Annotated in this window: 25 protein-coding genes and 2 pseudogenes; 8 read left to right on the top strand and 19 right to left on the bottom strand. The window is 65.1% G+C overall.

What is annotated here, in order from left to right; genetic code table 11:
- From AC1DIN_RS19975 to AC1DIN_RS19950, 6 genes and pseudogenes are all read right to left on the bottom strand, one after another.
- A pseudogene (locus tag AC1DIN_RS19975) lies at positions 1 to 190 on the bottom strand (amino acid ABC transporter ATP-binding protein); the annotation flags it as partial.
- Positions 191 to 261: 71 nt separating this feature from the next.
- Entirely contained in the window at positions 262 to 1,386 is a 1,125-nt protein-coding gene (locus AC1DIN_RS19970; protein ID WP_476811055.1) for an NAD(P)/FAD-dependent oxidoreductase, read from the bottom strand.
- Between the two features lie 107 nt (positions 1,387 to 1,493).
- On the bottom strand, positions 1,494 to 2,186 hold the full coding sequence (locus tag AC1DIN_RS19965; RefSeq protein WP_476811054.1) for an ABC transporter permease: 693 nt from the start codon (positions 2,184 to 2,186) through the stop codon (positions 1,494 to 1,496).
- A gap of 1 nt (position 2,187) precedes the next feature.
- Entirely contained in the window at positions 2,188 to 2,907 is a 720-nt protein-coding gene (locus tag AC1DIN_RS19960; protein WP_476811053.1) for an ABC transporter permease, read from the bottom strand.
- Between the two features lie 51 nt (positions 2,908 to 2,958).
- Positions 2,959 to 3,729 carry a transporter substrate-binding domain-containing protein gene (locus tag AC1DIN_RS19955; protein WP_441471966.1) on the bottom strand — a complete coding sequence of 257 codons (771 nt, stop codon included), beginning with the start codon at positions 3,727 to 3,729 and terminating at the stop codon, positions 2,959 to 2,961.
- Positions 3,730 to 3,778: 49 nt separating this feature from the next.
- On the bottom strand, positions 3,779 to 5,125 hold the full coding sequence (locus AC1DIN_RS19950; RefSeq protein WP_476811052.1) for an NAD(P)/FAD-dependent oxidoreductase: 1,347 nt from the start codon (positions 5,123 to 5,125) through the stop codon (positions 3,779 to 3,781).
- 111 nt (positions 5,126 to 5,236) lie between these two features.
- On the opposite strand from AC1DIN_RS19950, the gene AC1DIN_RS19945 reads away from it, so the two are divergent.
- Positions 5,237 to 5,989, top strand: coding sequence for a GntR family transcriptional regulator (locus AC1DIN_RS19945; RefSeq protein ID WP_441471964.1), 753 nt, complete (start codon positions 5,237 to 5,239; stop codon positions 5,987 to 5,989).
- Between the two features lie 260 nt (positions 5,990 to 6,249).
- Here the strand turns inward: AC1DIN_RS19945 and AC1DIN_RS19940 are convergent, their stop codons facing one another.
- From AC1DIN_RS19940 to AC1DIN_RS19925, 4 genes are all read right to left on the bottom strand, one after another.
- Complete coding sequence (locus AC1DIN_RS19940; protein ID WP_476811051.1) at positions 6,250 to 7,032, bottom strand: ABC transporter ATP-binding protein; 783 nt, start codon at positions 7,030 to 7,032, stop codon at positions 6,250 to 6,252.
- A gap of 72 nt (positions 7,033 to 7,104) precedes the next feature.
- Complete coding sequence (locus AC1DIN_RS19935) at positions 7,105 to 8,100, bottom strand: ABC transporter substrate-binding protein (RefSeq protein WP_476811050.1); 996 nt, start codon at positions 8,098 to 8,100, stop codon at positions 7,105 to 7,107.
- Positions 8,101 to 8,149: 49 nt separating this feature from the next.
- Positions 8,150 to 8,962, bottom strand: coding sequence for an ABC transporter permease (locus tag AC1DIN_RS19930; protein WP_476811049.1), 813 nt, complete (start codon positions 8,960 to 8,962; stop codon positions 8,150 to 8,152).
- Positions 8,959 to 9,807 (bottom strand): IclR family transcriptional regulator, encoded by an 849-nt coding sequence (locus AC1DIN_RS19925; protein ID WP_476811048.1) that lies wholly within the window; start codon positions 9,805 to 9,807, stop codon positions 8,959 to 8,961. The genes AC1DIN_RS19930 and AC1DIN_RS19925 overlap by 4 nt, the downstream gene beginning before the upstream one ends.
- Before the next feature lie 116 nt (positions 9,808 to 9,923).
- Between AC1DIN_RS19925 and AC1DIN_RS19920 the strand changes: the two genes are divergently transcribed.
- A complete protein-coding gene (locus AC1DIN_RS19920) occupies positions 9,924 to 10,622 on the top strand; it encodes a hypothetical protein (RefSeq protein ID WP_476811047.1) in 699 nt (232 codons plus the stop codon).
- Complete coding sequence (locus tag AC1DIN_RS19915; RefSeq protein ID WP_476811046.1) at positions 10,622 to 11,395, top strand: SDR family NAD(P)-dependent oxidoreductase; 774 nt, start codon at positions 10,622 to 10,624, stop codon at positions 11,393 to 11,395. Before AC1DIN_RS19920 ends, AC1DIN_RS19915 begins: the two co-directional genes overlap by 1 nt.
- Before the next feature lie 342 nt (positions 11,396 to 11,737).
- Here AC1DIN_RS19915 and AC1DIN_RS19910 read toward each other — a convergent pair whose 3' ends face one another.
- Positions 11,738 to 12,247 carry a transposase gene (locus tag AC1DIN_RS19910; protein ID WP_476811045.1) on the bottom strand — a complete coding sequence of 170 codons (510 nt, stop codon included), beginning with the start codon at positions 12,245 to 12,247 and terminating at the stop codon, positions 11,738 to 11,740.
- A 160-nt stretch (positions 12,248 to 12,407) separates the two neighbouring features.
- On the opposite strand from AC1DIN_RS19910, the gene AC1DIN_RS19905 reads away from it, so the two are divergent.
- Positions 12,408 to 13,474, top strand: a protein-coding gene (locus AC1DIN_RS19905; protein ID WP_476811044.1) for an IS630 family transposase whose coding sequence is annotated in 2 segments (ribosomal slippage) — positions 12,408 to 12,894 and positions 12,894 to 13,474 — 1,068 coding nt in all. Because the reading frame shifts where the segments join, the coding sequence is not laid out codon by codon here.
- 14 nt (positions 13,475 to 13,488) lie between these two features.
- Here AC1DIN_RS19905 and AC1DIN_RS19900 read toward each other — a convergent pair.
- From AC1DIN_RS19900 to AC1DIN_RS19865, 8 genes and pseudogenes are all read right to left on the bottom strand, one after another.
- Positions 13,489 to 13,842, bottom strand: a pseudogene (locus AC1DIN_RS19900) (IS110 family transposase); the annotation flags it as partial.
- Positions 13,843 to 14,069: 227 nt separating this feature from the next.
- Entirely contained in the window at positions 14,070 to 14,828 is a 759-nt protein-coding gene (locus AC1DIN_RS19895; RefSeq protein WP_476765576.1) for an IclR family transcriptional regulator, read from the bottom strand.
- A 28-nt stretch (positions 14,829 to 14,856) separates the two neighbouring features.
- Positions 14,857 to 15,717, bottom strand: coding sequence for an HpcH/HpaI aldolase/citrate lyase family protein (locus AC1DIN_RS19890; protein WP_476811043.1), 861 nt, complete (start codon positions 15,715 to 15,717; stop codon positions 14,857 to 14,859).
- Positions 15,717 to 16,175, bottom strand: coding sequence for a MaoC family dehydratase (locus tag AC1DIN_RS19885; RefSeq protein ID WP_476811042.1), 459 nt, complete (start codon positions 16,173 to 16,175; stop codon positions 15,717 to 15,719). Before AC1DIN_RS19885 ends, AC1DIN_RS19890 begins: the two co-directional genes overlap by 1 nt.
- Positions 16,175 to 17,377: a CaiB/BaiF CoA transferase family protein gene (locus AC1DIN_RS19880; protein ID WP_476811041.1), complete on the bottom strand. Its 1,203-nt coding sequence runs from the start codon at positions 17,375 to 17,377 to the stop codon at positions 16,175 to 16,177. The genes AC1DIN_RS19885 and AC1DIN_RS19880 overlap by 1 nt, the downstream gene beginning before the upstream one ends.
- The gene (locus AC1DIN_RS19875) at positions 17,374 to 18,627 is read right to left on the bottom strand and encodes an acetyl-CoA hydrolase/transferase family protein (protein ID WP_476811040.1); all 1,254 of its coding nucleotides are present in this window, start codon (positions 18,625 to 18,627) and stop codon (positions 17,374 to 17,376) included. The genes AC1DIN_RS19880 and AC1DIN_RS19875 overlap by 4 nt, the downstream gene beginning before the upstream one ends.
- Before the next feature lie 5 nt (positions 18,628 to 18,632).
- Positions 18,633 to 19,799 carry an acyl-CoA dehydrogenase family protein gene (locus AC1DIN_RS19870; RefSeq protein WP_476811039.1) on the bottom strand — a complete coding sequence of 389 codons (1,167 nt, stop codon included), beginning with the start codon at positions 19,797 to 19,799 and terminating at the stop codon, positions 18,633 to 18,635.
- A gap of 11 nt (positions 19,800 to 19,810) precedes the next feature.
- Positions 19,811 to 21,034 (bottom strand): CaiB/BaiF CoA transferase family protein, encoded by a 1,224-nt coding sequence (locus AC1DIN_RS19865; RefSeq protein WP_476811038.1) that lies wholly within the window; start codon positions 21,032 to 21,034, stop codon positions 19,811 to 19,813.
- Positions 21,035 to 21,296: 262 nt separating this feature from the next.
- On the opposite strand from AC1DIN_RS19865, the gene AC1DIN_RS19860 reads away from it, so the two are divergent.
- The 4 genes from AC1DIN_RS19860 to AC1DIN_RS19845 all read left to right on the top strand — a co-directional run bounded on the left by AC1DIN_RS19860 (position 21,297) and on the right by AC1DIN_RS19845 (position 25,969).
- Positions 21,297 to 22,820: an aldehyde dehydrogenase gene (locus AC1DIN_RS19860; protein WP_476811037.1), complete on the top strand. Its 1,524-nt coding sequence runs from the start codon at positions 21,297 to 21,299 to the stop codon at positions 22,818 to 22,820.
- Positions 22,821 to 22,840: 20 nt separating this feature from the next.
- The gene (locus AC1DIN_RS19855) at positions 22,841 to 23,611 is read left to right on the top strand and encodes an SDR family NAD(P)-dependent oxidoreductase (protein WP_476765572.1); all 771 of its coding nucleotides are present in this window, start codon (positions 22,841 to 22,843) and stop codon (positions 23,609 to 23,611) included.
- 17 nt (positions 23,612 to 23,628) lie between these two features.
- Positions 23,629 to 24,681, top strand: a complete 1,053-nt coding sequence (locus tag AC1DIN_RS19850) for an alcohol dehydrogenase (protein ID WP_476811036.1) — start codon at positions 23,629 to 23,631, stop codon at positions 24,679 to 24,681.
- A gap of 67 nt (positions 24,682 to 24,748) precedes the next feature.
- Complete coding sequence (locus AC1DIN_RS19845) at positions 24,749 to 25,969, top strand: ABC transporter substrate-binding protein (protein ID WP_441471947.1); 1,221 nt, start codon at positions 24,749 to 24,751, stop codon at positions 25,967 to 25,969.
- Positions 25,970 to 26,021: the final 52 nt, after the last annotated feature.

The following is a 26,021-nucleotide window of genomic DNA, read 5'->3' as shown; positions in this document are numbered from 1 at the left end:
ACTTGCCCGAACCGGACGGGCCGCAGATGACCAGCTTCTCGCCGCGCTGAACCTTGAGGTTGATGTCCCGCAACACGTGGAACTCGCCGTACCACTTGTTCACGCCGATCATCTCGACCGCCGTCGCCGTGTTCAACGAGGTCTGCTTCGGCGCCGCAGGCCGGGAGCCGGCAGGCTCGATCACACTCATCGTCCAAGTCTCCTAAGTTCGCTGAAATCCGACAGCCAATCGTTTACGATCGGCTCGCAAAAGGTGCCGGCCTATCCGAAACGGTTTGGTCGAAATTTCGCGAGAAGCGGACTCTGTTCACTGGTAACGATCTCAGCTGCCAGCAACTCACCAGCGATCAATCCGAGTGTGGCCCCGCTATGGCTGAAGGCGACATGATAGCCGGCGACCTCGTCCAGTTGGCCGAACACTGGCTCTCCGCCCTCGGGGATCGGCTTGGGGCCCAATCCGTATGAATCCAACACGAGCTTGGGGTTGCCCTCCAAAACCGCGGAAGCTTCTCGCAGCAGGCCCTGAATGGTCGAGTCCTTGGCCTCGTAGCCGCCATCAGGATGGATTACGACTTCCCGCTCTGACCAACCCGAGTCCACAACTAGCGCTCCGTCAGGCGTGGGACGGACGGCCGCGCGGGGCGTGTTCAAAACCGCACGCAAGGAGACTTCGACCGGCTTGGTCCGCACGAGCAGACCGATAGGCGTAGCATCCGGAATGCGCGCTCCGACCTCGGCAACGATCTTCGGCACAGCAGGACCTGTCGCGAGCAGCACCGCATCGGCATCGAAAGAATGGCCTTGAGCGGTATTCACGCCCTTCACGCGCGAGCCGGACACGGCGATCGATGCTTTCCCTGCGTTCTGAACGATCTGCCCGCCAAGGCCCTGAAATTCGATCAGCAACACATCGATCAAAGACGGCAGATCGACCCAGCCCTCATCCGGATTAAAGATCGCGCCTTGCGGCGGCACAGCCTGCGCGCGAACGCCTGGGGTCGCACTCGCAATCTGGTCCGCCGAAAGTAGCCGTGCAGGATAGCCAATGCTCTGCTCGTGTGCGAATACGCTGGCTATTCCATTGGTCTCGCTATCTGCATCCCAGGTCAAACCGCCGTCGAACCGCAGCCACGGCGCGCCGGGATGCTGTTTCAAGAGAGTGCGATACCGTTCCAGCCCGAGCATGCGCAGTTCGTGATATTCAGTCGACCGCAAGCGAGCCGAGTTCAGCCAAGACAGGGAACGTCCTGAAGCGCCGCTCGCCGACCCGGCTTCGGTGACGAGCGTCACACGCGCGCCGAGGCGAGCGAGATGGAGTGCGGCTGAGCTACCGAAAATGCCGGCGCCGATGACGACAACCTTGGGCTGTGACGACCCGATTTCCATGCGCTGTGACCTCTTGGTGAGTGATGGCTGCCGACAGCAGACGCTGTTCCCGAGCAGCACAGATCGTTGGATGCGTTTGAGCGCTTGAAGCGGGGACGAGGTAGCTTCTACCCCGCGCCATAGCTGTACCGGCGTTCAAGCCACGTCACGGCGCGTGCCGAAATCCATGTCAGGATGACGAAAACGAAAGTTGCGGCCAGAAGCGGCTCGTAAACCTTGAATGTCTGCATTCTGATGTAGTTGGCCATCCCGAGCAGATCCATCACCGTGATAGTCGACGCCAGGACTGTCGATTTCAGCAGGATGATGTTCTGGCCGCCCAACGCCGGTAGACTGATGCGAAAGGCGCGGGGCAGAACGATCAGCAGCCAAGTCATCCAACTACGAAGGCCCAGCGAGCGCGCCGCCTCGATCTCGCCCTTGGGCACGCCGGCGATGCCGCCCCGCAGAATCTCGCCGCCATAGGCAGCAAAGCTGATCGTCAAAGCCGCCCAGGCATACCAGTACCCCTCTCGAAGGACGGGCCAGAACGCGCTGTAGCGGATCGACGGCATCTGCGCGAAGAGGTTTCCGAAGCCGTAGTAGAGGATATAAACCTGTATCAGTAGCGGCGTGCCCCTGATCACGGTCAGGAATGATCTTGCCGGTGCGCTCAGCAAGATAGACGGCGACATCCGCATCGTTGCCACGAGGGTCGCACCTGCGAGCCCCGCAAGTAGCGAGAACAGCCACAGGCTGAGCGTGATCCAGAACCCATCGACGAGTTGCGGCACCATCTCGACGAAGAACGCGAGTTCCATTTCAGGCGAAGCCCCGGTTCAGGCGCCGCTCAAGCCGCGCGATGAAGAGGTTGGAGATCAGCGAGATCGCAAGGAACATCGCCGCGACGAGCAGGAAGAAGCTGAGATAGAACTTCGTCTGGCTGGCAGCGATCTTCCCGACATTCAATAGCTCTTCGAACCCGACAACACTGACCAACGCCGAGTCCTTCAGCGCCGATTGCCAGAGGTTTCCTAGCCCTGGCAATGCGATGCGCAACATGAGCGGAAGGGTGACCAAGCGGAAACGCGTCAGTGGTGGTAGAGCCAGCGCCCGACCGGCCTCGTGAATCCCCCGCGGGACAGAGACCATGGCGCCCCGGAACACCTCCGTCATGTACGCGCCCTTTATGAAGCCGAGCGCAAACACAACGGTGGCGAAGCCGCTGAGCGTAATGCGCCCCTTGAGGCCGATAAGCCCCATAGCCGCGTCGAACAGTGCCGTTCCAGTATAATAGAGCAGGATGATCAGGAGCAGCGCGGGAATGGCCCGCACGAGCGTTGTATAGAGCTCTGCCACCTTTTCGGCGAGCAGGCTGCCTGAGAGCTTGGCCCAGCACCCGACAAGGCCGAGCGCCATTCCGAGAACATAGGAAGCGATGGAGATCTCGATCGTCGTCAGGGCGCCTCGAAGGAGCTGCCCGCCCCACCCGGTTGGCCCGAAGCCAATCAGTGTCATGAATGTTGAAAGGTCGAACTGCATACCAACCGCCATCTTGCGGGCGAGCCGGCCAGACCGGCTCGCCGCTTCGGATCACTCGCCGTAAGGGTCGTGCTCGAAATACTTCTTGGCGATCGCCTGGTACTCCCCGCTCTTGCGGATCGCTGCCAGCGCGACGTTCATGCGGTCGCGCAAGACGGTGTCGCCCTTGCGCACGCCGGCGCCTGCGCCGCGCCCCAGGATCGGATCGACAGGCGTGATGCCCTTGATCTCGTATGGCTGGCCAGGAACGTTCTTCATGAAGATCGTCAACTGCAGGATATCGCCCATGACGACATCGTTGCGGCCAGCCACGAGGTCTGCGGTGGCGTCGTCCAGTGTATCGTACAGTTTGATCTTGGCCGTATTGCCGTAATACGATTCCAGGTAGCGCTGAAAATTCGTCGCCTTCGTCACCGCGACGATCTTGTCCTTGAGGCCCGCGGCGCTGACCTCTACCTTCAGCGCCTTGGGGGCGATGAAAGCTGCCGGTCCGCGACGATAGCGATCAGTGAAGTCGACTACCTTCTCGCGCTCTGCCGTCATCGACATGCCGGACCAGATGATGTCGATCTTGTTGGCCTGGAGAGCTGGGATGATTCCATCCCAGGCGACGGGAACGATCTCGCATGTAGCCTTCATCTCACGGCATAGGGCGTTCATGATGTCGATATCGAAGCCGTACCATTCGCCTGCCGGACTCTTGTTGGTCCACGGCGGAAATGGCGCGGAATTATAACCCCAGCGCAAGGTATCCTGAGCGAAGGCCATCGGCGCTGTTGCCAGCAGCACGATGGCCGCGAACAATCTCGTCAGTGCTTTCACCACGTCTTTTCCCCTCTTACTGTGACGGTGGTCCTTCTGCCGGCGTTCGCTATTGCAGCGGAAGCCGTCGCAGATCTTGCTTGAGCAAGGGCTTCGAACCCTTCCGCAATCGATTGAATGAGAAGGGCGTCGGGTCGACGACGGGAGCATCTCCCATCACGATCTCGGCGGTCAGCCGTCCCGCCCCCGGTCCGATGCCGAAGCCATGCCCGGAATAGCCAGTGCTGAGGAAGAAGCCCGGCAGCTCATCGACAGCCGAGATCACAGGCACGGCGTCAGGGGTAGCGTCGATTAACCCGCCCCAGGATTCGACGATCTTTGCGTTGTCGAAAACGGGGAACGCCGCGCGGAGGTTGCGCAATGCGGCATCCATGTCCGATTGGATGACCTGCGGATCCAAAATCCGGGTTCGCTCGAACGGGGAAATGCCGTCTGTCGACCAGCCGCGTGCATCACGAGCCTCTTCAAGGAAGCGTTTGCCCAAGCGGAGCCGGATCGACTTACGTTCGATCATAAGACGCGGCAGAAAATCGAACAGATAACGGAAGCTGTCCGGAACTATCTGCGCCTCGTTCGAAAGTCCGTAGGCGATGTTGTAGCCGCCGTCGAGGCGCTTGCGCAGGCCGAAGCCACGGCCCCGCACCGAGACCTCCGGCCCGCCGTCAAGTGGAGCGGTCCGCATGACATTGCCCTGCACGTTGAGCTGCGGCAGCCGGATGCCAAGGCTGCGGCACATGAGGCGCGACCAGACGCCTCCTGCGAGGACGACAGACTGACAAGCGATTTCGCCCTTTTCCGTAACTACGCTTGAAACCGCACCGGCCGCAGTCTCAATGCCGCGAACCGCGCAGCCAGTCAGGATGTAGGCGCCCGCGTCGCGTGCACTTTCGGCGATCGCGGGAGCTGCTAGGGCAGGTTCGGCCCGCCCGTCACTCGGCGCGAAATGAGCCCCGATCCAGGGTTTGCCCGTGCCCGGCACCAGCCCACGGATCTCTTCGGGCCCGATCATCCTCGCGTCGGATTGGTAGAGTCTGGCCTCGTCATCAGCCCGTTGCGCTTCCGCGATCTCCCCCTCTGTCGCGCAGAGCGAGAGAATGCCGCACTGGCGGAAGCCGGTCTCGCGCCCGGTCATTTCGTTCATTCGCCGCCAGAGCCGGAGGCTTTCGATCGCCAGAGGAAGCTCCCGCGGGTCGCGGCTCAGGGTCCGGCACCAGCCCCAGTTCCGGCTCGACTGCTCGGCGCCGATCTCCCCCTTCTCGCAGAGCGCGACTGAAATTCCTTTGCGAGCCAAGAAGAAGGCAGTGCTGACGCCGGCGATACCGCCGCCGATGACGACAACATCGACCTTCTGCGGGAGCTGCGGGCTGGAAATGACTTTCTGAACGGGAGGCGACATCGGATCCAGCTTCTGAGTCACTAGGCTACTAGTGGCCCAGTTGCGCATGGTGTCGTTTTTATGTCAACAAGGTGGCCAGCAACCAAAAGCAGGCGACCACGGAGGAAATGCATGACGGTGTTGAAGCGGCTTGCCTCGCGACATCCGCTCGCGTCCGGAGAATCGGCGGCCGCCCAGCTCCTACGCGTCATCAGGGACGCGGTTGTGCGCCTAGATATCGCGCCGGGAGAACGGCTTTCGGAGCAGGACATTGCCGATGCTTTCGGCCTGAGCCGGCACCCCGTTCGCAATGCGCTGCTGCAACTACGGGACACAGGGCTGATCCGGTCTTTACCGCAGAAAGCCACACAGGTGCAGAAGATCTCGATCCCTGCAGTCGAGGCCGCCTGCTTCGTCAGAGAAGCCCTTGAATGTGCTGCGGCTCGACGCGCCAGCATGCAGGCGACGGCTGCGGTTCTCAAGGAATTACGCTATTGCGTGGCACTTCAGAAGACTGCGGCGGAGAGCAACGAGATCCAGCGTTTCATGCGACTGGACGACGAGTTCCACCGGCTCGTCATCACCGCCGCCGGCTTCGAGCTGGCATGGAAGATCGTCGACGATCACAGGATCCAAATCGACCGCATCCGATATTTGAAGCTGCGAAGGGCCGAAGCTAGAGATCCGAGCTACGCGAACCTCTACAACGTCAATATCGGTGAGCATGAGGCAATCCTCGATGCCGTGGCGTCCGGTGACGCCGACAGAGCCGAAGCCTTGACGCGTCGCCACACAACCAAGCTCCTGGACGCCCTGCCTATCCTCCTTGAGCAGCATGCCGAGATGTTCGAGCCTATTGATCTTGATAAAGAGGCTGAAGGTTGATTTACCTTCCAGTTATGAGTGGTAATATTAGTATTTACGCCTCGTTATGTGATTTTTATTTTGATAAATTGCTTCGAATCGATCGTGCGCCTGAGATTTAAAGCTTTGTCTATCCGTCGTTGAAAATTCCGCGAGACCAAATCTGGCCTTATGTGTTGTGGAGGTCGGCGGAGCAGTGGAATTAACATCTAACGGAAGCGATACGCCAAGCTCGGTCGATCAGTTCGGCGCCCGCCGGGGTGTGCCGGTCGCGCGCCGCCTCAGTACTTGATTACCCCGAAGCGTCGGAATGCATCGTGAATCCGGTCGGCGTAGTGGTTGAAGCTTGGATAGTCGCCGAGATGGGCCGGGCGCGGGCGTGGCAGTTCGATCGCGATCTCGTCGACGATCCTGCCGGGCGTCGGCGACATCACCAGCACACGATCAGAAAGCCCGATCGCCTCCTCGATCGAGTGGGTGATGAACACCACCGTCTTGGCCTGCTCCATCCAGAGCAGTTCGAGGTCGTGGCGGATCTGGGTGCGGGTGATGGCGTCGAGCGCGCCGAAGGGCTCGTCCATCATCAGCACGGCGGGATTGTGGATCAGCGCGCGGGCGATCGAGACGCGCTGGCGCATGCCGCCGGAGAGCTGCTTCGGGTAGCGGTCGACCGCATGCGAGATGCCGAGCTTGGCGAATAGGTCGAGCGCCCGCTCGCGCGCCGGCTCCAGCGGCAGGCCGCGGATCTCCGCCTGCAGCAGCACGTTCTCCATCGCCGTGCGGAATTCGAGCAGGAGGTGATCCTGGAAGACGATGCCGATATCGGTCAGCGGCGAGGTCAGCGCCTTGCCGTTGACCAGGAGCTCGCCCCGGCTCACCGGGATCAGCCCGGCCGCCATCAGCATGAACGTGCTCTTGCCGCAGCCGGACGGGCCGATCAGGCTGACGAACTCGCCGCTGCGGATGTTGAGCGTCAGCCCGTCGACGGCGGTGAAGCCGCCGAAGGTCTTGATGATGCCGCGCCCTTCTATCGAGGCGGCGACTGAGGCGGGTGTGACGTTCATGCTCGTATCTCGATCAATCCAAGGGCATCCCGGGCGACCGAAGGGAGATCCGGGATGACGAGGGTTGGGTTGTCAGGGGCAGGACGGCGCCGAGGCGGGCAGCAGTTCCGTCGTGTAGTAGTCGGTGATCGGCTTGTCCTTGGGCAGGCCGAGATACTGGGTCAGCAGTTCGAAGCTCTTGGTCCAGTTTGCGTCGGGCACCTTGCCGAGCGCGGTCGCGCCGGGCGCGCAGAGCAGCTTGTTGACCACGTCGAACTGGGCGAGCACCTGCGCCTTCTTCACCGAGGGAAATTGCGCGACGACCGCGTCGGCGGCGGCATCCGGGTTCTTGCGGGCGGCGTCCCAGCCCTGCAGGCTCGCGTCGACGAACTTCTTGTAGAGTTCGGCATCGGCCTTGATCTTGTCGTCGCGGGCGATGATCGAGAGCCCCACTGTCGGCACGCCGACGTCGCGATAGAAGATGTCGCGCACCTTGAAGCCGCGCTCGCGGATCTGGACGGAGTGGAAATCGGCACCGCCCAGGATGGCGTCGACCTTCTTCTCCAGCAGCGCCCCGACGAAGGCGCCGGGATCGATGTTGATGATGTCGAGCTTGCTCTTGTCGATCTGGTTGCTGGCGAGGATGGCGTCGAGCAGGGTGGTCTGCGCCGTGCCGGGCTGTACAGCGACCTTCTTGCCGACGAGGTCCTTCGGCGAGGCGATGCCGCTCTCCTCCAGCGCGATGATGGCGAAGCCGTTGGTCTGCAGCACCGGCGCGATGATCTTCACCGGCGCGCCCTTGGTGCGCAATTGCATGGCGGCGGGTGCGTCGGCGAAGCCGATATCGGTCTGGCCGGTCGCGACCATCTGGGCCGTGGTGCCGGAGCCCTTGCCTTCTTCGATGGTCAGGTCGATGCCGGCCTTCTGGTAGAGGCCCATCTGCTTGGCCATCATGAAGCCGGCATTGGGAGCGGCGGCGAGGAAGTTGAGCGTGATCTTCATCGGCTTGCCGGTGCCTTGCGCGAGGGCGCCGGAAGCGCTGAGCGCGATGGCCGCGACGGCGCCGATCAGCATGCGTCTGTTCATCATGGTGTCCTCCCTTGAGCCGGTTCGTCCGGCTTATTGGTGTGGTCTGGATTCAGCCCTTGCGTTGCCAGGGCATCAGCAGGATTTCGAGGCCGTCGACGATGTAGCTGAACAGGATGCCGACGACGCTCAGCGCCACCAGGCAGGCGAAGATCAGCGGCATGTCGAGAAAGCTCGTGCCGCGTAGCAGGAGATAGCCGAGCCCCGCATTGGCGCCGACGAACTCGCCGACGATGGCGCCGGTCGCGGCGAAGACGGCCGAGACCTTCAGCCCCGAGAAGATATAGGTCAGTGCTGCCGGCACGCGGACATAGCGGAAGGTCTGCCAGGCGGAAGCGCCCATCGAACGGGTGAGATAGAGCACGCGCTCGTCCAGCGCGCGGAAGCCGGTCATGCTCGCCACCAAAGTCGGGAAGAAGCAGAGCAGGAAGGTCAGCAGCACCTTCGGGAACAGGCCGAAACCGAACCAGACGACGAAGAGCGGCGCGATCGCGATCTTCGGCACGAGCTGGAAGAAGACGATGACCGGATAGATCGCCTTCTCCAGGATCCGCACCGAGACGATGACATAGCCGAGCGGGATCGAGATCACAGCCGCCATCAGGAATCCGAGGACGATCTCGTTGCCCGTCACCAGCGTGTGCCGGAAGATCTCTCCCCTGTCGGTCCACAGCCGCTCGAAGAAGGCGCTCGGCACCGGCAGGATGTATTCCGGAATGCGCGCGAGCGGCACCAGCCACTCCCAGGCAGCGAGCAGCACGGCGAAGCTCATCAGCGGCCAGGCGATGGCCGAGCCCCACTCCTGGAGTCTGCTATGCCCGCTATCTGCTGCTGCGGGGGAGGCGTTGGCGGCACTGTCGCTCATGCCGGTGTTCCTGCGGGATGGTTCTGGTTGGCCGAGACGAGCGGATGGGCGTGGGACTGCGGGATCTGGCGCCGGCGCAGCGGCCAGATATCGGCCATCTCCGCCGCCGCGCGCCCGAGCGCCTCAGTGATGGCGATGCGTCGATCCTCGGGCATGCGCGGCAAGGGGCCGGCAACGCTGAGCGTCCCGGCGACCGGTGCGGCCGGATCGGGCCCGGCGCGGAAGGTCGTCGCCATCGCGACAATGCCGATTTCGCCTTCCTCTACTGCTATGGCGAAGCCGCGCCGCCGCGTCTCGTCGAGATGGGCGCGCAGCGCATCGACATCCTTGAGCGCGTTCGGCCCGGTGCGGTCGTCGCCGTCGAAGCCGCGCGCGAAGACGATGCGCAGCGCCTCCGTTTCCGGTAGCGAGGCGAGCCAAGCCTTGCCGGTGGCAGTCGCATGCAGCACGGGGCCGGAACCCATCGGCGGCTCGTAGCGCAACCCCGCCGTCGCGCCTTGCGAACGGGCGATCCAGATCAGATCGCCGCCCTCGACCACGGCGAGCCGGCAATATTCGCGCGTTGCCGCCGCCAGCCGGTCGAGCACGATCTGGCCGGCATCGGGCAGGCCGCGGCTGTCGAGGTCGCGAAAGGCGAGCTGGGCCAGCTTCAGCGTCAGCCCATAGGCGCCGGAATGTGCGTCCTGCCGGACGAAGCCGCGCTCGGCCAGCGTGGCGAGCAGGCGATGCGTCGCACTGAAGGGCAGGTCGAGCCGTTCGGCGAGCAGGCTGAGATCGACGCCATCCGGCGCGCCGGCCAGCGCCTCCATCAGCTTCAACGCTCGCTCGACGGCCGCGATCGTCACCTGCGTTTCATCCCTCGGATTATTTTTGGAAATGATTTCCAATTCAGAATTGCTTTCCGTATAAGAGCGCGACGAGGCCAAGTCAACGCGCCTCGCGGCGGAATATGGGAGGGCGCATGAGTCTGGCGGGTGAGGGGGCGGTCGCGATCTGGCACGACATCGCGCCGGAGGGGCGCGCCGAGTTCTATGCCTGGCACGGTCAGGAGCACATGCCCGAGCGTGTGGGCATTCCCGGTTTCCTGCGCGGGCGCCGCTATGTCGCGATCGAGGCCGATCTGGAGTTCTTCAACCTCTACGAGGCGATCACCGTCGAGACGCTGAAGAGCCAGGACTACACGGCCCGCGTCAATGCGCCGACGCCCTGGACGCTGAGTGCCGTCAAGCACTTCCGCTCGGTCGCCCGCTCGATCTGCCGTGTCGCCCATAGTGCCGGCCCGGCTCAGGGCGGGTTGATCGCGACACTGCGCTACGACGTGCCCGAGGGAGGCGCGCAGGCTCACCGCGATGCGCTGCTGCGGCGCTTCATCCCGGACCTGCTGGACAAGCCGGGCGTGGCCGGCGTGCATCTGCTCGTCGCCGATGCCGAGGCGAGCGGCGTCGCCACCGCCGAACAGAAGGCGCGTGGTGTCGCCAACGCCGTGCCGCGCTGGGTGCTGCTGCTCGAAGGTTGGGGCGACGAGGCCGATTTCGTCACGCTGGCGAAGCAGGAGCTCTCACCCGCTTCCCTCGGCTCCATCGGCGGCGAAGGGCCCTATTCGCTCGGCCTCTATCGTCACCAGATCACCCGGACCAAGACCGCCTGGAGCGCCGGCTGATGGATGCGCGCTACGACCTTGCCAGCCGCGCGGCCATCGTCACCGGCGGTGCCGGCGGGCTGGGACGCGGCATCGCGCAAGCGCTGCGCGATGCCGGCGCGACGGTGGAATTATGGGATGCCGACCCCAAAAAGCTGGAGGCGGCCGCCGCCGAATTGGGTGTCGCCGCCAGGCAGGTCGACATCACCGATGCCGCGATGGTCGATGTCGCGGCCTCGGCCGCCTTCGCCGCGCAGGGGCGGATCGACATTCTGATCAACAATGCCGGCATTCTCGGCGAGGTGAAGCCGATCTGGGAGACCGATCCCCGCAATTTCGAGGCGGTGCTGCGGGTCAACCTGTTCGGCACCTATCTCGTCAGCCGCGCGCTGCTCGGCCGCATGCGGATGCAGGCTCCGCGTAGCGGTGTCGGCGGCCATGCGCTGCGCGGCCATGTCGTCAACATCGCCTCGATCCAGGGCAAGGAAGGCATGGCGCTGGCCGCCGCCTACTCGGCCAGCAAGGCCGGGGTGATCGCGCTGACCAAGAGCGCGGCCAAGGAAACAGCGCGAGACGGCATCGTCGTCACCGCCATCACTCCTGCCGCCGCCGAGACCGCAATGGCGAAGGAGATTTCCGCCGAGCGCCGCGCCGACATTCTGTCGCGCATCCCCATGGGCCGCTTCGTCGAGATCGAGGAGGTGGCGCGGATGGTGCTGTGGCTGGCCTCGGACGAGTGTTCGTTCTCGACCGGCGGCGTCTTCGACCTGTCGGGCGGCCGGGCGACCTATTGATCGGCGGATTCGGTCGCATCAAAGGGAGGAAGCAAATCCTCAAGGCTGCGTCGTGCCAGGAGCGGAAGTTGGCACCTTACCCGAGACCGGACATTCACCGACGGGTGGGCAGCATCGGCTGGTGACTCAAGTGCGACATTCCCGACGAGGCGTCTGACGAGCGGGATTGGCCCTTTTGTATGGACCGGCTGCGTTTCACAACGGTTGGGCGCGGTAACGGAAGTCGCTCATATGTGTCGGGCGTACTGATCGGCCCGCGGGCCGTGGCCTTGATGGGAGTACGCGCGCATCTTTGAGCTCATTAGCAGATCGGCCGTTCAGCGGCCAAAAGGGCCACCAGGCTCAGGGTGCGCATATTGAATCCGTTGCATGCATGCTCCCTCGCGAACTCATTGGGGGGCTGCTAGATTGCGAGCGCCACCCCGTGCGTGTCGAAGGACCGTCCGTTGCGCAGCACGCTCCAGCTGATGCGAGCGAGCTTGTTGGCGAGGCGGTCGCGAGCTTGTTGCGGTGAAGCCGCGGAGCCGCTTCCTTCAACCAGGTTCCGAAGCTGAACTTCTCCCAGTTGTGCGGCCTCAGGATGATGACCTTCGCGGTCTGGGTGAACAGCATTCTCAGATAGGTGTTGCCCTGTTTCGAGATGCGCCCGAGCACGGTTCTACCGCCGGTGCAGTATTGTCGTGGGACGAGACCGAGCAACGCGCCGAAATCACGGCCTCGGTCGAAGGCTTCACCGTCGCCGATCGCGGCGACCATCGTGGTTGAGATGATCGGCCCAACGTCCGGCACGCTCATAAGCCGTGTGCAGGCAGCCTGCACTGCTGCGATCTTCTCGATTTCGGCTGTGATCATCTCGATCCGCTCGTCGAGTCATAGCCATTCCTCATAGAGGCCGACGATCAGATCGCTCCTGCGAGGCGAGATCTTATACCAACGGCCGCTGAGGCTGACTCACGGGGTCTTTTCGGCGACGCCGTTCACTGATTCCATGGGCGCGAGGAGGATTCGCGCCATGCCTGCTGCGGTGAAGCTTCGGACGGACTACTCGGCCGTTGACCTGCGACGGCTCGCAGCCGGCTCCCGGCATGCCAACCAGAGTCGCCGGCTTCTTTCGTTGGCGGCGGTTCTCGACGGCATGGATCGGGAGCAGGCGGCGCGGATGGGCGGCATGGATCGTCAAACCCTGCGCGACTGGGTCCATCGGTTCAACGCGCACGGGCCGGAGGGCCTGAAGGACATCCGCAGCAAAGGCCATACGCCGCGGTTGACGCCCGATCAGATCGCCGCGTTCGCAACCATCGTCGAGACTGGTCCCGACCGCATGGTCGATAGTGTCGTCCGCTGGCGGCGGATCGACCTGAAGCGGGTGATCGAGGAGCGCTTCGGGGTCGTCTATCACGAGCGCACGATCGGCAAACTTCTGGCGCAGATCGGCTTTGCCCGGCTCAGCGTGCGGCCGCAGCATCCGGCTCAGGACGGGCGGGTGGTCGAAAGCTTCAAAAAAACTTCGCGGCCACACTGAAAGCCCATCTCGCGCATCTTCCCAAACACCAGCCGGTTGAGATCTGGTTCCAGGATGAAGCCCGGATCGGCCAGAAGAACGGCCTTGTCCGGCAATGGGCGAGACGCGGAACCAGGCCGCGCCAGCCGGCCGATCAACGCTACGAGAGCGCATATCTCTTCGGTGCGATCTGCCCGGCTCGGGGCGTCGGCGCGGCGCTCGCCATGCCCTTCGCCGACACTTGGGCCATGCAGGCCCATCTCGACGAGATCGCCGCGACGGTGGCAAGGGGCGCACACGCTGTCCTGCTGCTGGACCGTGCTGGATGGCACACCACGGACAAGCTCATCGTGCCGAGAAACCTCTCCCTGATCTTCCTGCCTTCGCGGGCTCCCGAGCTCAATCCGGTCGAAAACATCTGGCAATATCTGAGGGCAAACTGGCTCTCGAACCGTGTCTTCGACACCTATGCCGACATCCTCGATGCTGCCTGCGAAGCCTGGAACAGACTCCCGTCGCAGCCCTCCGTCATCGCTTCCATCGGCAACCGGAAATGGGCCCATATCGGTCAATCATGAGGGCCGTTGGTATTATCGGCCCGGTTCTTCAGGATGTCGAAGAGCGAGCTTCGCAGGGCCCGCAGCCCGGGGCGAATGGCGATACCCTGTTCGATCAGGAACGCCCGGATCTGATTGACCGTCGCGGTCCGGCGCGAGACCAGCGGCGACCGGATACGGTGATAGGCCTGCAGGTCGAGTTCGTCCTGTGTCTTCTCCCGTACCACCCGTAGGTTCGGTCGCAGCGCGGCCTCCGCGATGGCCTCGGCGTCGTTGTAGTCGTTCTTCTGGCCCTTCGCGAAAAGCTTGGCGTACTTCGCTGGAATGATGCGGGGCTCGTGGCCAAGTCTGCGCAGTGTACGAACTACGAAATCAGCGCTCAGGATGGCCGAGCCGACCCAAGCCTAGCCTCAACAGCACCCTTTCCGAGATCGGTTGCAAGGCGGAGCGATCTCCCCTAGGGCCCGAAGGGTGGTGAGACCAAGGGCGGGTTGGGGACCGCAAGGTCCCTCCGCGAAAAGCGTAATCCACCTCTCGTCGGACCCAACCATGAAGCGGCCAACGCGCCGACTTGGGAAAGAAGCCAGAAACCTGGCGGGACAATCAACTCGATGCCTTAGAAGGTCGCCCCCTCATCGGCCGACAGGTCGCCGGCAAAGCGCGCAATCGCGAGCCTTATTGTCTCAGCGATCTCGGCGGTTCTGTCGAGACAGCGGAATTGAGGGCCCGCGACGACGATCGAGAGCCGGCGATGGCGGACCGGCAGCGGAAAGGCGACGCCAACCAGATCGGCGCTGAAGTCGCCGTTGCTGAAATGATAGCCGCGCGCCGCCGAGCGCCGAATCTCAGCCTCGACGGCCTCGATACTCATTGGCGTCGTTGCCGAATAGCGCTCGAAGCTGAGCTTGCGGTAAAGCGCTTGACGCTCCGCCGGGGAGTACTGGGCGAGGATCGCGCGGCCGGTCGAACTAGCATGGATCGGTAGGCGATGCCCCACGCGAGCGAAATACCGGATGGGCGCCTTCGACTCGACGACATGGATGAACAGCGCGTGTGTGCTCGCGGGCGCGCCGATCGCCGTGGTCTCCCCCGTCTCCTCGGCGATCTCTGCCACGAGCTGGAGAGCGGCTTCCGGCAGGGGTTCAGCCTTCGAGACGGCTTGCGCCATGGCCAGCCATCGCGGGCTGGGATAGTAGCCCCCTCGGGTCCGCGGCTCGTAGAGATAGCCCTTCTCCGCGAGAGTGCCGATCAGGTTGAACGTACTGGATCGCGGCCAGCCAAGCTCGTCCGAGAGCTCGGCCAGGGTCGCCGGGCGCTGCCGGCGGGCGAAGAACTCGAGAAGCTCCAGAACATTGGCAGCCTGCTTGACCTGCATGCGTCTTCCTGTTGCGCTTCGATCGTGACTACGACGGAGAGAGCGACGCCAAAATGCGCTCGGCGGCGCGCAAATGCGGCTTGTCGATCATTTGACCGTCGATTTTCACTACGCCGAGATCGGCCTGATTGCCAAATGCATCGGTGATGCGACGCGCCCAGGCGATCTCCTGCTCGCTCGGTCTGAAGGCGGCATTGACCGGCTCGACATGTCTGGGATGGATCACGCCCTTGGCCATGAAGCCGTCGCGTCGCGCTTCGCGTGCTTCCCGTTCCACCGCAGCGAGGTCATCGATCGTCACGGCGACCGTGTCCACGGCGACGACCCCGGCGGCGGCGGCACCGGCAAGGCAGAGGTTGCGCGCGAGCTGGTAGGGCGGCAGGATGCCGCCGGCATCGCGATTGGCCGTCGCGCCGAAGGAGGCGGCGAGGTCTTCCGCACCCCACATCATTCCCCAGAGGCGCTCGCTGCAGCCGCGATAGCTGCCGAGCCCGAAGAGGGAAGCGGCCGTCTCGGTGACGATCGCCAGGACGAGCGTGCTCCCGGCGGCAATGCCGTTGGCGGCCTCCAGCGCGTCGAGCATATACGCAAGGCGCCGAACCTGGTCCGGTCTGTCGCATTTCGGCAAGGCGATCCCGTTCGGGCGATACGGCATCACCGCCGCGAGGTCGGTGGCGCTGAGCCCGGTTTCGAAGGCATTGATGCGCACGAACAGCTTCTGCTGGCCACGCGGCGCCTGCAGCATGGCGGCGGTCTCGCGCCGCGCGGCCTCCTTGGCGTCGGCGGCGACGGAATCCTCCAGATCGAGGATCAGCGCATCGGCGCCGCAATCACGGGCGCGCGCGAATTTGCGGGCACTGTCGCCGGGAACGAAGAGGAGGCTGCGCATCACGCCGCCGCCTGCTGCCGGTGCATCATTGCCATGCGCCGGCACACCGCCACCACCTCGCCGCGCTGGTTGAGGCATTCGTGCTCGAACTCGACCAGCCCCGCCGTAGGCCGCGACCGGCTCTCGCGCTTGCCGAGAACCTTGGTCCGGGAGCGCAGCGTATCGCCCTGGAACACCGGCTTCGGAAAGCGCACGTCGCTCATGCCGAGATTGCCGATCGTCGTGCCGAGCGTTGTGTCGGACACGCTCATGCCGATCATGATCCCGAGCGTGTAGAGGCTGTTGAACAGCGGCTTTCCCCATTCCGTGCGGCTGGAGAAATCGGCGTCGATATGGAGCGGTTGCGGGTTCAAGGTCATCAGACTGAAACTGATATTGTCCTGCTCAGTGACCGTTCGCGAATAGGCATGTTCGAAGACCTGCCCGATCTCGAATTCCTCGTAGTAGAGTCCGGCCATCATCGTGCTCCTGCAGTACCGTTCGCTTCGGGAATATCGGCTGTGGCGCGGAGGACTCCTGCCTTTTCCAGCCTGTCGATCTCGGCCGTGGGCAAGCCCCATTCGCTCAGGGCCGCCCGCCCGCCTTCTCCCGGCGCCCGCGCCGCGGTCGGCGTCGCCGCCGGTGTCCGGCTGAAGCGCGGGTGGGGGGCTGGCTGGAGGACGCCGTCGATCGCGACGAAACTCCCGCGCGCCTTCGCGTGATCGTGCTCCGGAGCCTCGGCGAGGCTGAGCACCGGCGCGAAGCAGGCATCCGTCCCCTCCAGCAGGGCGCACCATTCGGCGCGGCTGCGCTCCGCGAAGCGCCGGCTCAGCAGTTCGCGGGCCTCCGGCCATGACGCACGGTCGTCGACATCGGGAAAGCGCGCAGGATCGAAACCGATCCGGCGCAACAGCTCGTCCCTGAATTTCGTCTCGATCGGCGCCACGGCGATCCATGCGCCATCGGCGCAAGCGTAGGTCTCGTAGTGCGGAGCGCCGGAATCGAGGAGATTGGTTCCGCGCTCCGGTCCGTGGAGACCGGCTGCGGCGAGGCCGAAGAGGCTCGCCATCAATGTCGTGCTGCCCTCGACCATGGCGGCATCGACGACCTGGCCCGCCCCGGACTGCCGGGCCGCGAGCAGCGCGCAAACGATGCCGAAGGCGAGCAGCATGGCGCCGCCGCCATAATCGCCGATCAGATTGAGCGGCACGGTCGGCGCCTGGCCCGCCCGCCCGATCGCGGACAGCGCGCCCGAAAGCGCGATGTAGTTGAGATCATGACCCGCGGCCTGGGCGAGCGGCCCGCTCTGGCCCCAGCCGGTCACGCGACCGTAGACGAGGCGCGGGTTGCGTTCGAGGCAAATCCCGGGACCGAGGCCCAGGCGCTCCATCGTGCCAGGCCGGAACCCTTCGATCAGCGCATCGGCTTTCGCGACGAGCGTGACCGCGCAGGCGATCCCCTCCGGCCGCTTCAGGTCGAGCGCGATCGAACGGCGCCCACGGCGCGTAACATCGAAGCGGATCGGCTTCGCGATGCCGAGGCCGCTTGGCTCCAGACGGTCGATGACGATGATATCGGCGCCGAGATCGGACAACAGCATCGCGGCCATCGGAGCGGGGCCGATGCCCGCGAACTCGACGATCTTCAGGCCGGCGAGCGGGCCGTTGCGGGGTTGCGTCATGTCGCAGCTTCCTCGACGAGGCTGCGCTCCAGCATCTCGCGATGCTGCGGCGCCGCGATCGCGATCAGGGCGCGGGCGCGCTCGGCCGCACCGCGATGGGCGAGTTCCGCTACGCCGTATTCGGTCACGATCGTATCGGCATCGGTGCGGGCGAGCGTGACGGCTCCGACGCGCGGCACGATTCGCGAGATCGCGCCCGTCCGGTCGGTCGCGCGCAGGGCGACGATCGCGCGCCCACCTTGTGAAGCGCTGGCCCCGCGCGAGAAGTCGCAGAGCCCACCTGTCCCGCCGACCGGAGCGCCGTCGACCGCCTCCGCATTGATCTGGCCGGACAGGTCCACTTCGATCGCCGCATTGACGGCGATCATCCGCTTCTGCCGCGCCAGAACGGCAAAGGCATGCGTATGGGCGGCGGGGCGCAATCGGATCGCCTCATTGCGATCGAGCACGGCGAAGGCCCGGCCGGAGCCGACGACGACATTGGCGATGCCCAGCCCCGGATCGACGGTCTTGCGGGCATTGGTGAAGACGCCGCGCGCAACGAGAGCCGCCATCCGGTCGCCGAAGACGCCTGAATGGATGCCGAGCTCGCGGTGATCGGCAAGGCCGTCGAGGACGGCATCCGGAATGGCGCCGATGCCGATCTGGATGGTCGCTCCATCCGGGACCAGTGCCGCCACATGCTTCGCGATCGCGCGCTCGACCCCTCCTGCCGCGGCGGCCGGCGACGAGACCGGTTCCCGGTCCGTCTCGACGACCGCGTCGATGCGGAGGTCCGACGGGACTTCCGCCCCAGCGCACCAGGGCGCCCGCGCGTTCACCTCCGCGATCACGAAACGCGCCTGACGGGCGGCGGCCAGGACATAGTCGTTGGCCAATGTCGCGCATCGGCCGCCGGGCCCCTCTGCGAGCTGGATCAACACGACATCGGCACGAATGGCGCCCGATGCGAAGCCGGCCTCGAGCGCGCTGTAGTGCAGAGGCCAGACATTCAGCCGCACGCGCCGGGCGATGCGGCTCGCCCGGCCCATGGCGCCGTAGCCCGCGAAAGGCATATCCGCCGGAACGGTATCGAAACTGTTCGACACCACCGTTCCGAGAAAGGTCTCGAACGGCCCGACGGTCCCGAAGGCGGCCGGCAGCGCCGCAGCCAATGTCTGCGGCTCGGCCGAGACCTGGCCGCACAGTACCCGGTCGCCGGGTCTGATGAACGCGGCCAGATCCAGTGCGTCTGTTCCGATACTGCGCATGCCGCTCAGTAGGATTTGGGCAGGCCGAGCACCTTCTCGGCAATGAAGCAGAGCACGAGCTGCGGGCTGATCGGCGCGATGCGCGGAATCATCACCTCGCGCAGATAGCGCTCGACATGGAATTCCTTGGCATAGCCGAAGCCGCCATGGGTCATGACGGCCTGCTGGCAGGCATCGAAGCCGGCCTCGCCGGCGAGATACTTCGCGGCATTGGCACTGGCGCCGCAGGGCAGGCTGGAATCATATTCCCAGGCCGCGCGCATCACCATCAGCCAGGCCGCCTCGAGCTGCATCCAGTTGCGCGCGAGCGGATGCTGGATCGCCTGATTCTGGCCGATCGGGCGGTTGAAGACGACGCGCTCTTTCGCATAAGCCGTCGCCCGCGAGAGCGCGAGTCGGCCAAGACCGATCGCTTCGGCTGCGATCAGCACCCGCTCGGGATTCATGCCGTGCAGGATATATTCGAAGCCCCGACCTTCCTCTCCGATGCGGTCCTCAACTGGAATCTCGAAGCCCTCGATGAAGAGCTCGTTCGAGTCGACGACCTTGCGGCCCATCTTCTCGATCTCGTGCACCTTGATCCGGTTGCGGTCGAAATCGGTGTAGAACAGGCTCAAGCCATGGGTCGGCTTCTTCACCTCCTCCAGAGGGGTGGTGCGAGCCAATAGCAGGATCTTGTCGGCGACCTGCGCGGTCGAGATCCAGACCTTCTGGCCGTCCACGACATAGCGGTCACCCTTGCGAACGGCGCGCGTCTTGAGCTGCGTCGTGTTGAGGCCGGTATTGGGCTCGGTCACGGCGAAGCAGGCCTTCTCCTTGCCTTGCACCATCGGCGGCAGCATGCGCCGCTTCTGCTCCTCGGTGCCGTTCACGAGCACTGGATTGAGGCCGAAGATGTTGATGTGCAGGCAGGAGGCGCCCGACATGCCGGCGCCGGATTCGGCGATGGCGCGCATCATGATCGCGGCTTCGGTGATGCCGAGCCCCGAACCGCCATACTCCTCGGGGATGCAGATGCCGAGCCAGCCGGCCTCTGCGAAGGCCGCATAGAAGTCCTGCGGGAAGCCGCCCTCGCGATCGCGCTTCAACCAGTAGTCGTCGCCGAAGCGCTTGCAGATCGCGGAGATCGCGTCGCGAATCGCTTCCTGGTCGTCACTCAGCCTGAAATCCATCGGGTCGTCCCTCAACTATCCGCCATGTCCGGCGTGCGTTCCGTGGCGAGCAGAGCCCGCTGCGCCGCGAGTTCGTCGATCTCGTCATCCGAAAAGCCCGCATCGCGCAGGATCGCGATGCCGTCCGCGCCCTTGTGGGGCGGCAGGCGCGTGATTTCCGACGGGGTCCGGGACCATGTCGTGGCGAGGCGCATCATGCGCAGGCGCCCTTCGGTCGGGTGGTCGACAGGCTGGAAGAAGCCGGTCTGCGCGAGATGCGGATCACTCAGCACGCTGTCGAAATCATGCATCGGCATCGACGGAATGTCGGCGCGCTCCAGCAGCTCCAGCCATTCGGCCGTGCTGCGCTGCGCGAAGATGCGTCCCAATTCGCCATAGACATGGTCGATATTGGCAATCCGGTTGGCGAAATTCGCGAAGCGCGGATCGCGCTGCGGCAGGTCCGCCTGGCCGATCGCCTCCAGGAAGCTCGCCCATTGCTTGTCGGTGTAGATCAGCGCGCAGACATAGCCGTCGCTGGTCCGATACGGGCGGCGCTCGGGCGAGAGCTGGCGGCCATAGCCGCCGCCGCCGATGGGCGGCTCGAAGGTCAGGCCGCCGAGATGGTCGCCGAGCACGAAGCCGACCATCGTCTCGAACATCGGGATATCGACCTGCTGGCCGAGGCCGGTCCGGTCGCGATTGACTAGCGTGGCGCAGATCGCGCCGACCGCGGCGAGGCCGACCACGCGATCGGCGATGGCGGAAGGGACATAGCGCGGCGTGCCGTCACCCGCCTTCGCGATGAGCGACGACATCACCGAGGCGCCCTGGATCAGGTCGTCATAGGCCGGCTTCGCGGCATAGGGGCCGCCCTGCCCGAAACCGAAGAGCCCGGCATAGACGAGGCGGGGATTGATGCCTGCTAGCGTCTCGTAGCCCAGCCCCAGCCGCCGCATCGCCTGCGGACGAATGTTGTAGACCAGCACGTCGGCATCGGCCGCCAGCCGGAGAAGGGCTTCCCGTCCCGCGTTCTGCTTGAGATCGAGGCAGATGCTGCGCTTGTTCCGGTTGGCGTTGAGATAGATCGCGCCCATGCCCGGGTTGCGCGAGGGAGCGATCTGCCGTGTGACGTCCCCGTCGGGCGCTTCGACCTTGATGACGTCCGCCCCCATGTCGCCCAGCATCTGGGTCGCATAGGGCCCCATCAGGACCGACGTCATGTCGATGATCTTGATGCCTTCGAGTGGACCCATGCCTCGTCCTTTCCAAGCCTCGGCGGCCTGCTCATAATTCATATACAGAGATTTATTGTTCAGAAAAGATGAAATCCATGCTGCGCCGCGGCGACGATTTGCTGCGATGCAAGACCTTCGACTGTGACCCACAGGAAAAATTACCGCAGTGGTATCAACATGATAAATTCAAATTCGAATTTTACCTTGCCCGGTTCTGTCGGTTGACACCCGAATTCATGACTGTGTACACATTTGCCCAGCCCATGAACGGGAGGCGCCCGTGGCCGTTGCGTTGAACTCCGAATTGCAATCGCAGAAGCCCGCGGGTTCGCTCCGCCGCTACGATCGTCTCTTCATCGGCGGCGAATGGGTCGCGCCACTCGATGGCGGCCTCGTCGAAAGCATCGACCCGGCGACGGGGTTGCCCTGGGCGGAGGTCGCATTCGGTGGACCGCGCGACATCGATCGCGCGGTCGCCGCGGCCCGCGAAGCCTTCGAGGGACCGTGGCGCCGCATGCCGGGCTGGGAGCGGGCGGCGCTGCTGCGGCGCCTGGCCGATCTCTACCGCGAGTTCGCCGGCGAGATGGCCGTGCTGGAATCACGGGATTCCGGCCGCGCCATCCGCGAGGCGCGCAGCGACGTCGGCGCGCATCACCACTGGTATCAGTGGTTCGCGTCGCTGGCCGACAAGATTTCCGGCCGGACCATCCCGATCGACGATTCGGTGCATTGTTTCACCACACGCGTGCCGGTCGGCGTGGTCGGCGCGATCACGCCCTGGAACGCGCCGATGCTGACGACGACCTGGAAGGTCGCGCCGGCACTCGCGGCCGGTTGCGCCGTCGTGCTGAAGCCGGCCGAGCAAACGCCGGTCACGGCACTGGAGCTCGCCAGGCTGATCGAGAAGGCCGGCTTTCCGCCCGGCGTTTTCAACGTCGTTCCGGGCAACGGCCATGATGCCGGCGCCCATCTCGTCGCCCATCCGGGCGTCGACAAGATCGCCTTCACCGGCGAGGGGCGCACGGCCAAGACGATCCTGCGCAATGGTGCCGAGAATCTGAAGCGCTTCTCCTTCGAGCTCGGCGGGAAGGCACCGCACATCATCTTCGCCGACGCCGATGTCGACCAGGCCGTCAATGCCGCGACCTCGTCGGCCTGGGCCGTCTGCGGCCAGAGCTGCGCCCTGGGCTCGCGCGTCCTGGTGGAGCGGCCGATCTACGACCGCGTCGTCGCGGCCTTCGCCGAGCGTGCCACGAAGGTCCGCGTCGGCATGCCGCTCGAGGAAGCCACGCATATGGGGCCGCAGGCCCATGCCGAACAGCTCGACAAGACGCTCTCCTATATCGACATCGGCAAGTCCGAGGGCGCGGAACTGATCGCCGGCGGCAACCGTCTGTCGGACGGCCCGCTCGCCAAGGGCTTCTTCGTCGCCCCGACGGTCTTCGCCAATGTCGCCAACAACATGCGTATCGCCCGCGAGGAGATCTTCGGCCCGGTCGCCGCGCTGATCCCGTTCTCCGGTGAGGAGGAGGCGGTCGCGATCGCCAACGACACGGCCTACGGGCTGACCGCCGGCCTCTGGACCCGCGATGTCGGGAGGGCGCATCGCGTCTCCGCGCGCATTCAGGCCGGCATCGTCTGGGTGAACACCTACCGCTACATCCGCTGGTCGACGCCTTATGGCGGTTTCAAGAGCAGTGGCTGGGGACGCGAGAACGGGCTCGAAGCGCTCGACAACTTCCTGGAAACGCGGACCACGGTCGTCAGCACGACCGGCCAGTTCCCGGACGCCTACGCACAATAGAACAGCCGGAGAAAACGACCATGCGTCTTGCGGACAAGCTTGCCGTCATCACCGCGGCGGCGTCGGGAATGGGAAAGGCCGGAGTCGAGCTTTTCCTGCGCGAAGGTGCGAAAGTCGTCGCGATCGACGTCAACGCCGAGGCGCTCGCGCAACTTGCCGCCGAAGCGAAGGCAAGAGGGCAGAATGTCGAGACGCTGCAGGCGGACCTCTCCCGGCAGGAGGTGATGCGCTCCTCCGTCCATGAGGCGGCGGCACGCCTCGGCGGTATCGACGTCATGTGGGCGCATGCCGGCATTCCCGGTCCCGCCGGCATCGAGGATCTCGATCTCGGGGCCTATGACCGAGCGATGGCGCTGAACGTCGATTCGGCGGCGCTCGCAGCCGGCGAGGTCATCAAGCACATGCGCAAGCGCGGGGGCGGTTCGCTGATCTTCACAGCGTCGGTCTCGGGGCTCGTCGGCTCGATGTTCAGCCCGGTCTACTCGGCTGCCAAGTTCGCCGTCGTCGGATTGACCAAGTCGTTGTCACAGACATTCGCGCCCGACAAGGTGCGCGTGAACGTGATCTGCCCGGGCCTCACCGACACGCCGATGGCGTTCAATTTCACCAGCCGTTCGGGCGATCCGGCCGAAGCCGCCGCGAACGAGAAGAAGCTGCTCGCAGCCGTGCCGCTCGGCCGGCTCTGCCGCCCGGACGAAATCGCCCATGCCGCGCTCTGGCTGGCATCCGACGACGCGTCCTTCGTCACCGGCGTCGCCCTGCCGGTCGACGGCGGCTTCACGGCCCGCTGAACGTCAAAGGGGAAAGCATGCGCTTCTTCTGCATCGAGGAGTTCGGCGCTCCGCTCGCCGCCGCCGAGAAGCCGCAGCCGGCTCCGACCGGCCGCGAGGTCGTGATGCGAGTCAAGGCTGCGGGCGTCTGCCACAGCGATATCCATCTCTGGGAAGGCGGCTACGATCTCGGAGCCGGACGCAAGCTCTCGCTCCGGGACCGCGGTGTGGCGCTGCCGATCACCATGGGGCATGAGACGGTCGGCGAGGTCGTTGCGCTCGGGCCGGAGGCCGAAGGCGTCGCCCTGGGCGAACGATGCCTCGCCTATCCCTGGATCGGCTGCGGCCAGTGCCAGACCTGCCGGGACGGTTTCGAGAACTACTGCGCCAAGGCCGGCTATCTCGGTGTCCACCGCGACGGCGGCTATGCCGAATACCTGCGCGTGCCGGATGCCCGTTACCTCCTGCCGATCGGTGATCTCGACCCGGCGCAGGTGGCTCCCCTCGCTTGCTCCGGCGTCACCACCTACAGCGCCCTCAGGAAGCTCGGCGACCAGATCGAGCGTCAGCCCGTCCTGGTGATCGGCGCCGGCGGCCTCGGGCTGATGTGCATCCAAATCCTGCGCGCCCTCGGCGGCGTCGGCGCCGTTCTCGTCGACCTCGACCCGGCCAAGCGCCGATCGGCCCTGGAAGCGGGCGCCATCGCGGCGATCGACGGCGCGGCGCCCGATGCACTGGCGCAGATCGCCGAGGCCGTCGGGGGGCCCGCCCAGTCGGTGGTCGATCTCGTCGGAAACGAAAAATCGGCAGCCCTGGGCTTCGACGCCCTCGCCAAGGGCGGGACGTTGGTGATCGTCGGGCTGTTCGGAGGCACGGCGCCATGGTCGCTGCCGCTCATTCCGATGAAGGCGGCCCGCATCCAGGGCAGCCTGGTCGGCAATCTCGCCGAGTTGCGGGAGCTCCTCGCGCTGGCCCGCGCCGGCAAGATCGCGCCGATCCCGGTGACGCGGCTGCCGCTCGAAAGCGCCAACGATGCCCTGGTCGGTCTTCGCGAGGGCCGCTTTGTCGGCCGCGCGGTGCTGTGCCCATGAGCTGACAACCAGAACGGCAACGGGCGAAGGAACCCGTCGCCGCATTCATGAGGGAGGGAAGGCAACCATGACGAAATCCGGAATCGACCGCAGGCAGACGCTGCTAATGGGGGCGGCGATAGCCATGCCGGCCATCATCCCCTCCCGCGGCAGCGCCGCGACGGAAGCGCTGAAGATCGGCGTCCTGGTGCCCACCACCGGCGTCCACGCCTCGGACGGCATCCGCATGCTCAAGGCGCATCAACTCGCCGCCAAGATGATCAACGACGCGGGCGGCCTCAAATCGCTCGGAGGCGCCAAGGTCGAGCTGCTGGTCACCGACATCCAGTCGAAGCCTGAGGTCTCGCGCGCCGAGGCGGAGAGATTGATCAGCCGCGAACGGGTGAGCGCGCTGACCGGCGCCTGGGCCTCGGCCACGACCATTCCTGCGGCACAGATCGCCGACCGCAACCGCACCCCCTTCATGATCACCAGCGCGGTCAACGACGCCTTGACCGAGCAGGGCATGAAATATGTCTTCCGGACGGCGGTGAAGGCGAAGTGGTTCGGCGGGTATATCGCCGATTTCCTCGACTATCAGAAGTCGAAGGGGATCTCGGTCGGCAAGATCGCGCTCGCCACCGAGGACGGTCCGGCCGGCCAGGCGGTGCGCAGCAACTACACCTCGGTCATGCCTGGGCGCGGCTATCCGATCCTGACGGACGAGACCTTCCGCACCGGCACGCCCGATTTCAGCACCATCGCCACCAAGCTGCGCACCAGCGGAGCCGAAGGGCTCCTGACCTGCGCCTATGCCGAGGATTCGACGGTGCTGCTGCGCGCCCTGGCCGCCCAGAGCTTCCGGCCGCTCTATGTCGGCTTCGGCGGCGCGCATGTGAACCAGACGGTGCTCGCCGCCGGCAAGCCGAGCGACCGGAGCTTCGGCGTCGTCGAATGGTCCCCCGACCTGAACAGGCCGGCGAGCCTGGCCTTCGTGAAGGCCTTCGCGGAAGCCCATCCGGGCGAAACCCCGCTCAGCAACCAGGCCCAGGCCTTCGTCGCGACCTATGCGCTGGCGCTCGCCGCCGACGCCGCCAAATCGACCGATCGCAACGCGATCCGCGAGGCTTTGACCACGTTGAAGATCACGGACGGGCCCGCCGCGGTGCTGCCCGCCCCCGTGCTCTCCTTCGACGAGCAAGGGCAATCGCCCGCGACCTGCGTCATCGTTCAGGCCATCGACGGCAAGTTCGTCACCGTCTGGCCAGAAGCCGTCGCCGTCCGCCCGCCGGCGCCCGTCCAGGGCTGACCGGCCGACCCGTCACGATCCGCCGTGCCTTCGCCGCGAGGCAGAGGCGCGG

The sequence above is a fragment of the Allobosea sp. 05T438 genome (assembly GCF_056396025.1).
This window is presented reverse-complemented; position numbering and strand designations above follow the sequence as displayed.

Coding starts and splice junctions, on each gene's coding strand:
- AC1DIN_RS19935 (WP_476811050.1), bottom strand. CDS start 8,100: ATGATGAACAGACGCATGCTGATCGGCGCCGTCGCGGCCATCGCGCTC.
- AC1DIN_RS19970 (WP_476811055.1), bottom strand. CDS start 1,386: ATGGAAATCGGGTCGTCACAGCCCAAGGTTGTCGTCATCGGCGCCGGC.
- AC1DIN_RS19930 (WP_476811049.1), bottom strand. CDS start 8,962: ATGAGCGACAGTGCCGCCAACGCCTCCCCCGCAGCAGCAGATAGCGGG.
- AC1DIN_RS19890 (WP_476811043.1), bottom strand. CDS start 15,717: ATGCGCAGCCTCCTCTTCGTTCCCGGCGACAGTGCCCGCAAATTCGCG.
- AC1DIN_RS19950 (WP_476811052.1), bottom strand. CDS start 5,125: ATGTCGCCTCCCGTTCAGAAAGTCATTTCCAGCCCGCAGCTCCCGCAG.
- AC1DIN_RS19850 (WP_476811036.1), top strand. CDS start 23,629: ATGCGCTTCTTCTGCATCGAGGAGTTCGGCGCTCCGCTCGCCGCCGCC.
- AC1DIN_RS19945 (WP_441471964.1), top strand. CDS start 5,237: ATGACGGTGTTGAAGCGGCTTGCCTCGCGACATCCGCTCGCGTCCGGA.
- AC1DIN_RS19885 (WP_476811042.1), bottom strand. CDS start 16,175: ATGGCCGGACTCTACTACGAGGAATTCGAGATCGGGCAGGTCTTCGAA.
- AC1DIN_RS19965 (WP_476811054.1), bottom strand. CDS start 2,186: ATGGAACTCGCGTTCTTCGTCGAGATGGTGCCGCAACTCGTCGATGGG.
- AC1DIN_RS19895 (WP_476765576.1), bottom strand. CDS start 14,828: ATGCAGGTCAAGCAGGCTGCCAATGTTCTGGAGCTTCTCGAGTTCTTC.
- AC1DIN_RS19940 (WP_476811051.1), bottom strand. CDS start 7,032: ATGAACGTCACACCCGCCTCAGTCGCCGCCTCGATAGAAGGGCGCGGC.
- AC1DIN_RS19915 (WP_476811046.1), top strand. CDS start 10,622: ATGGATGCGCGCTACGACCTTGCCAGCCGCGCGGCCATCGTCACCGGC.
- AC1DIN_RS19910 (WP_476811045.1), bottom strand. CDS start 12,247: ATGATCACAGCCGAAATCGAGAAGATCGCAGCAGTGCAGGCTGCCTGC.
- AC1DIN_RS19865 (WP_476811038.1), bottom strand. CDS start 21,034: ATGGGTCCACTCGAAGGCATCAAGATCATCGACATGACGTCGGTCCTG.
- AC1DIN_RS19855 (WP_476765572.1), top strand. CDS start 22,841: ATGCGTCTTGCGGACAAGCTTGCCGTCATCACCGCGGCGGCGTCGGGA.
- AC1DIN_RS19875 (WP_476811040.1), bottom strand. CDS start 18,627: ATGCGCAGTATCGGAACAGACGCACTGGATCTGGCCGCGTTCATCAGA.
- AC1DIN_RS19870 (WP_476811039.1), bottom strand. CDS start 19,799: ATGGATTTCAGGCTGAGTGACGACCAGGAAGCGATTCGCGACGCGATC.
- AC1DIN_RS19960 (WP_476811053.1), bottom strand. CDS start 2,907: ATGCAGTTCGACCTTTCAACATTCATGACACTGATTGGCTTCGGGCCA.
- AC1DIN_RS19920 (WP_476811047.1), top strand. CDS start 9,924: ATGAGTCTGGCGGGTGAGGGGGCGGTCGCGATCTGGCACGACATCGCG.
- AC1DIN_RS19845 (WP_441471947.1), top strand. CDS start 24,749: ATGACGAAATCCGGAATCGACCGCAGGCAGACGCTGCTAATGGGGGCG.
- AC1DIN_RS19880 (WP_476811041.1), bottom strand. CDS start 17,377: ATGACGCAACCCCGCAACGGCCCGCTCGCCGGCCTGAAGATCGTCGAG.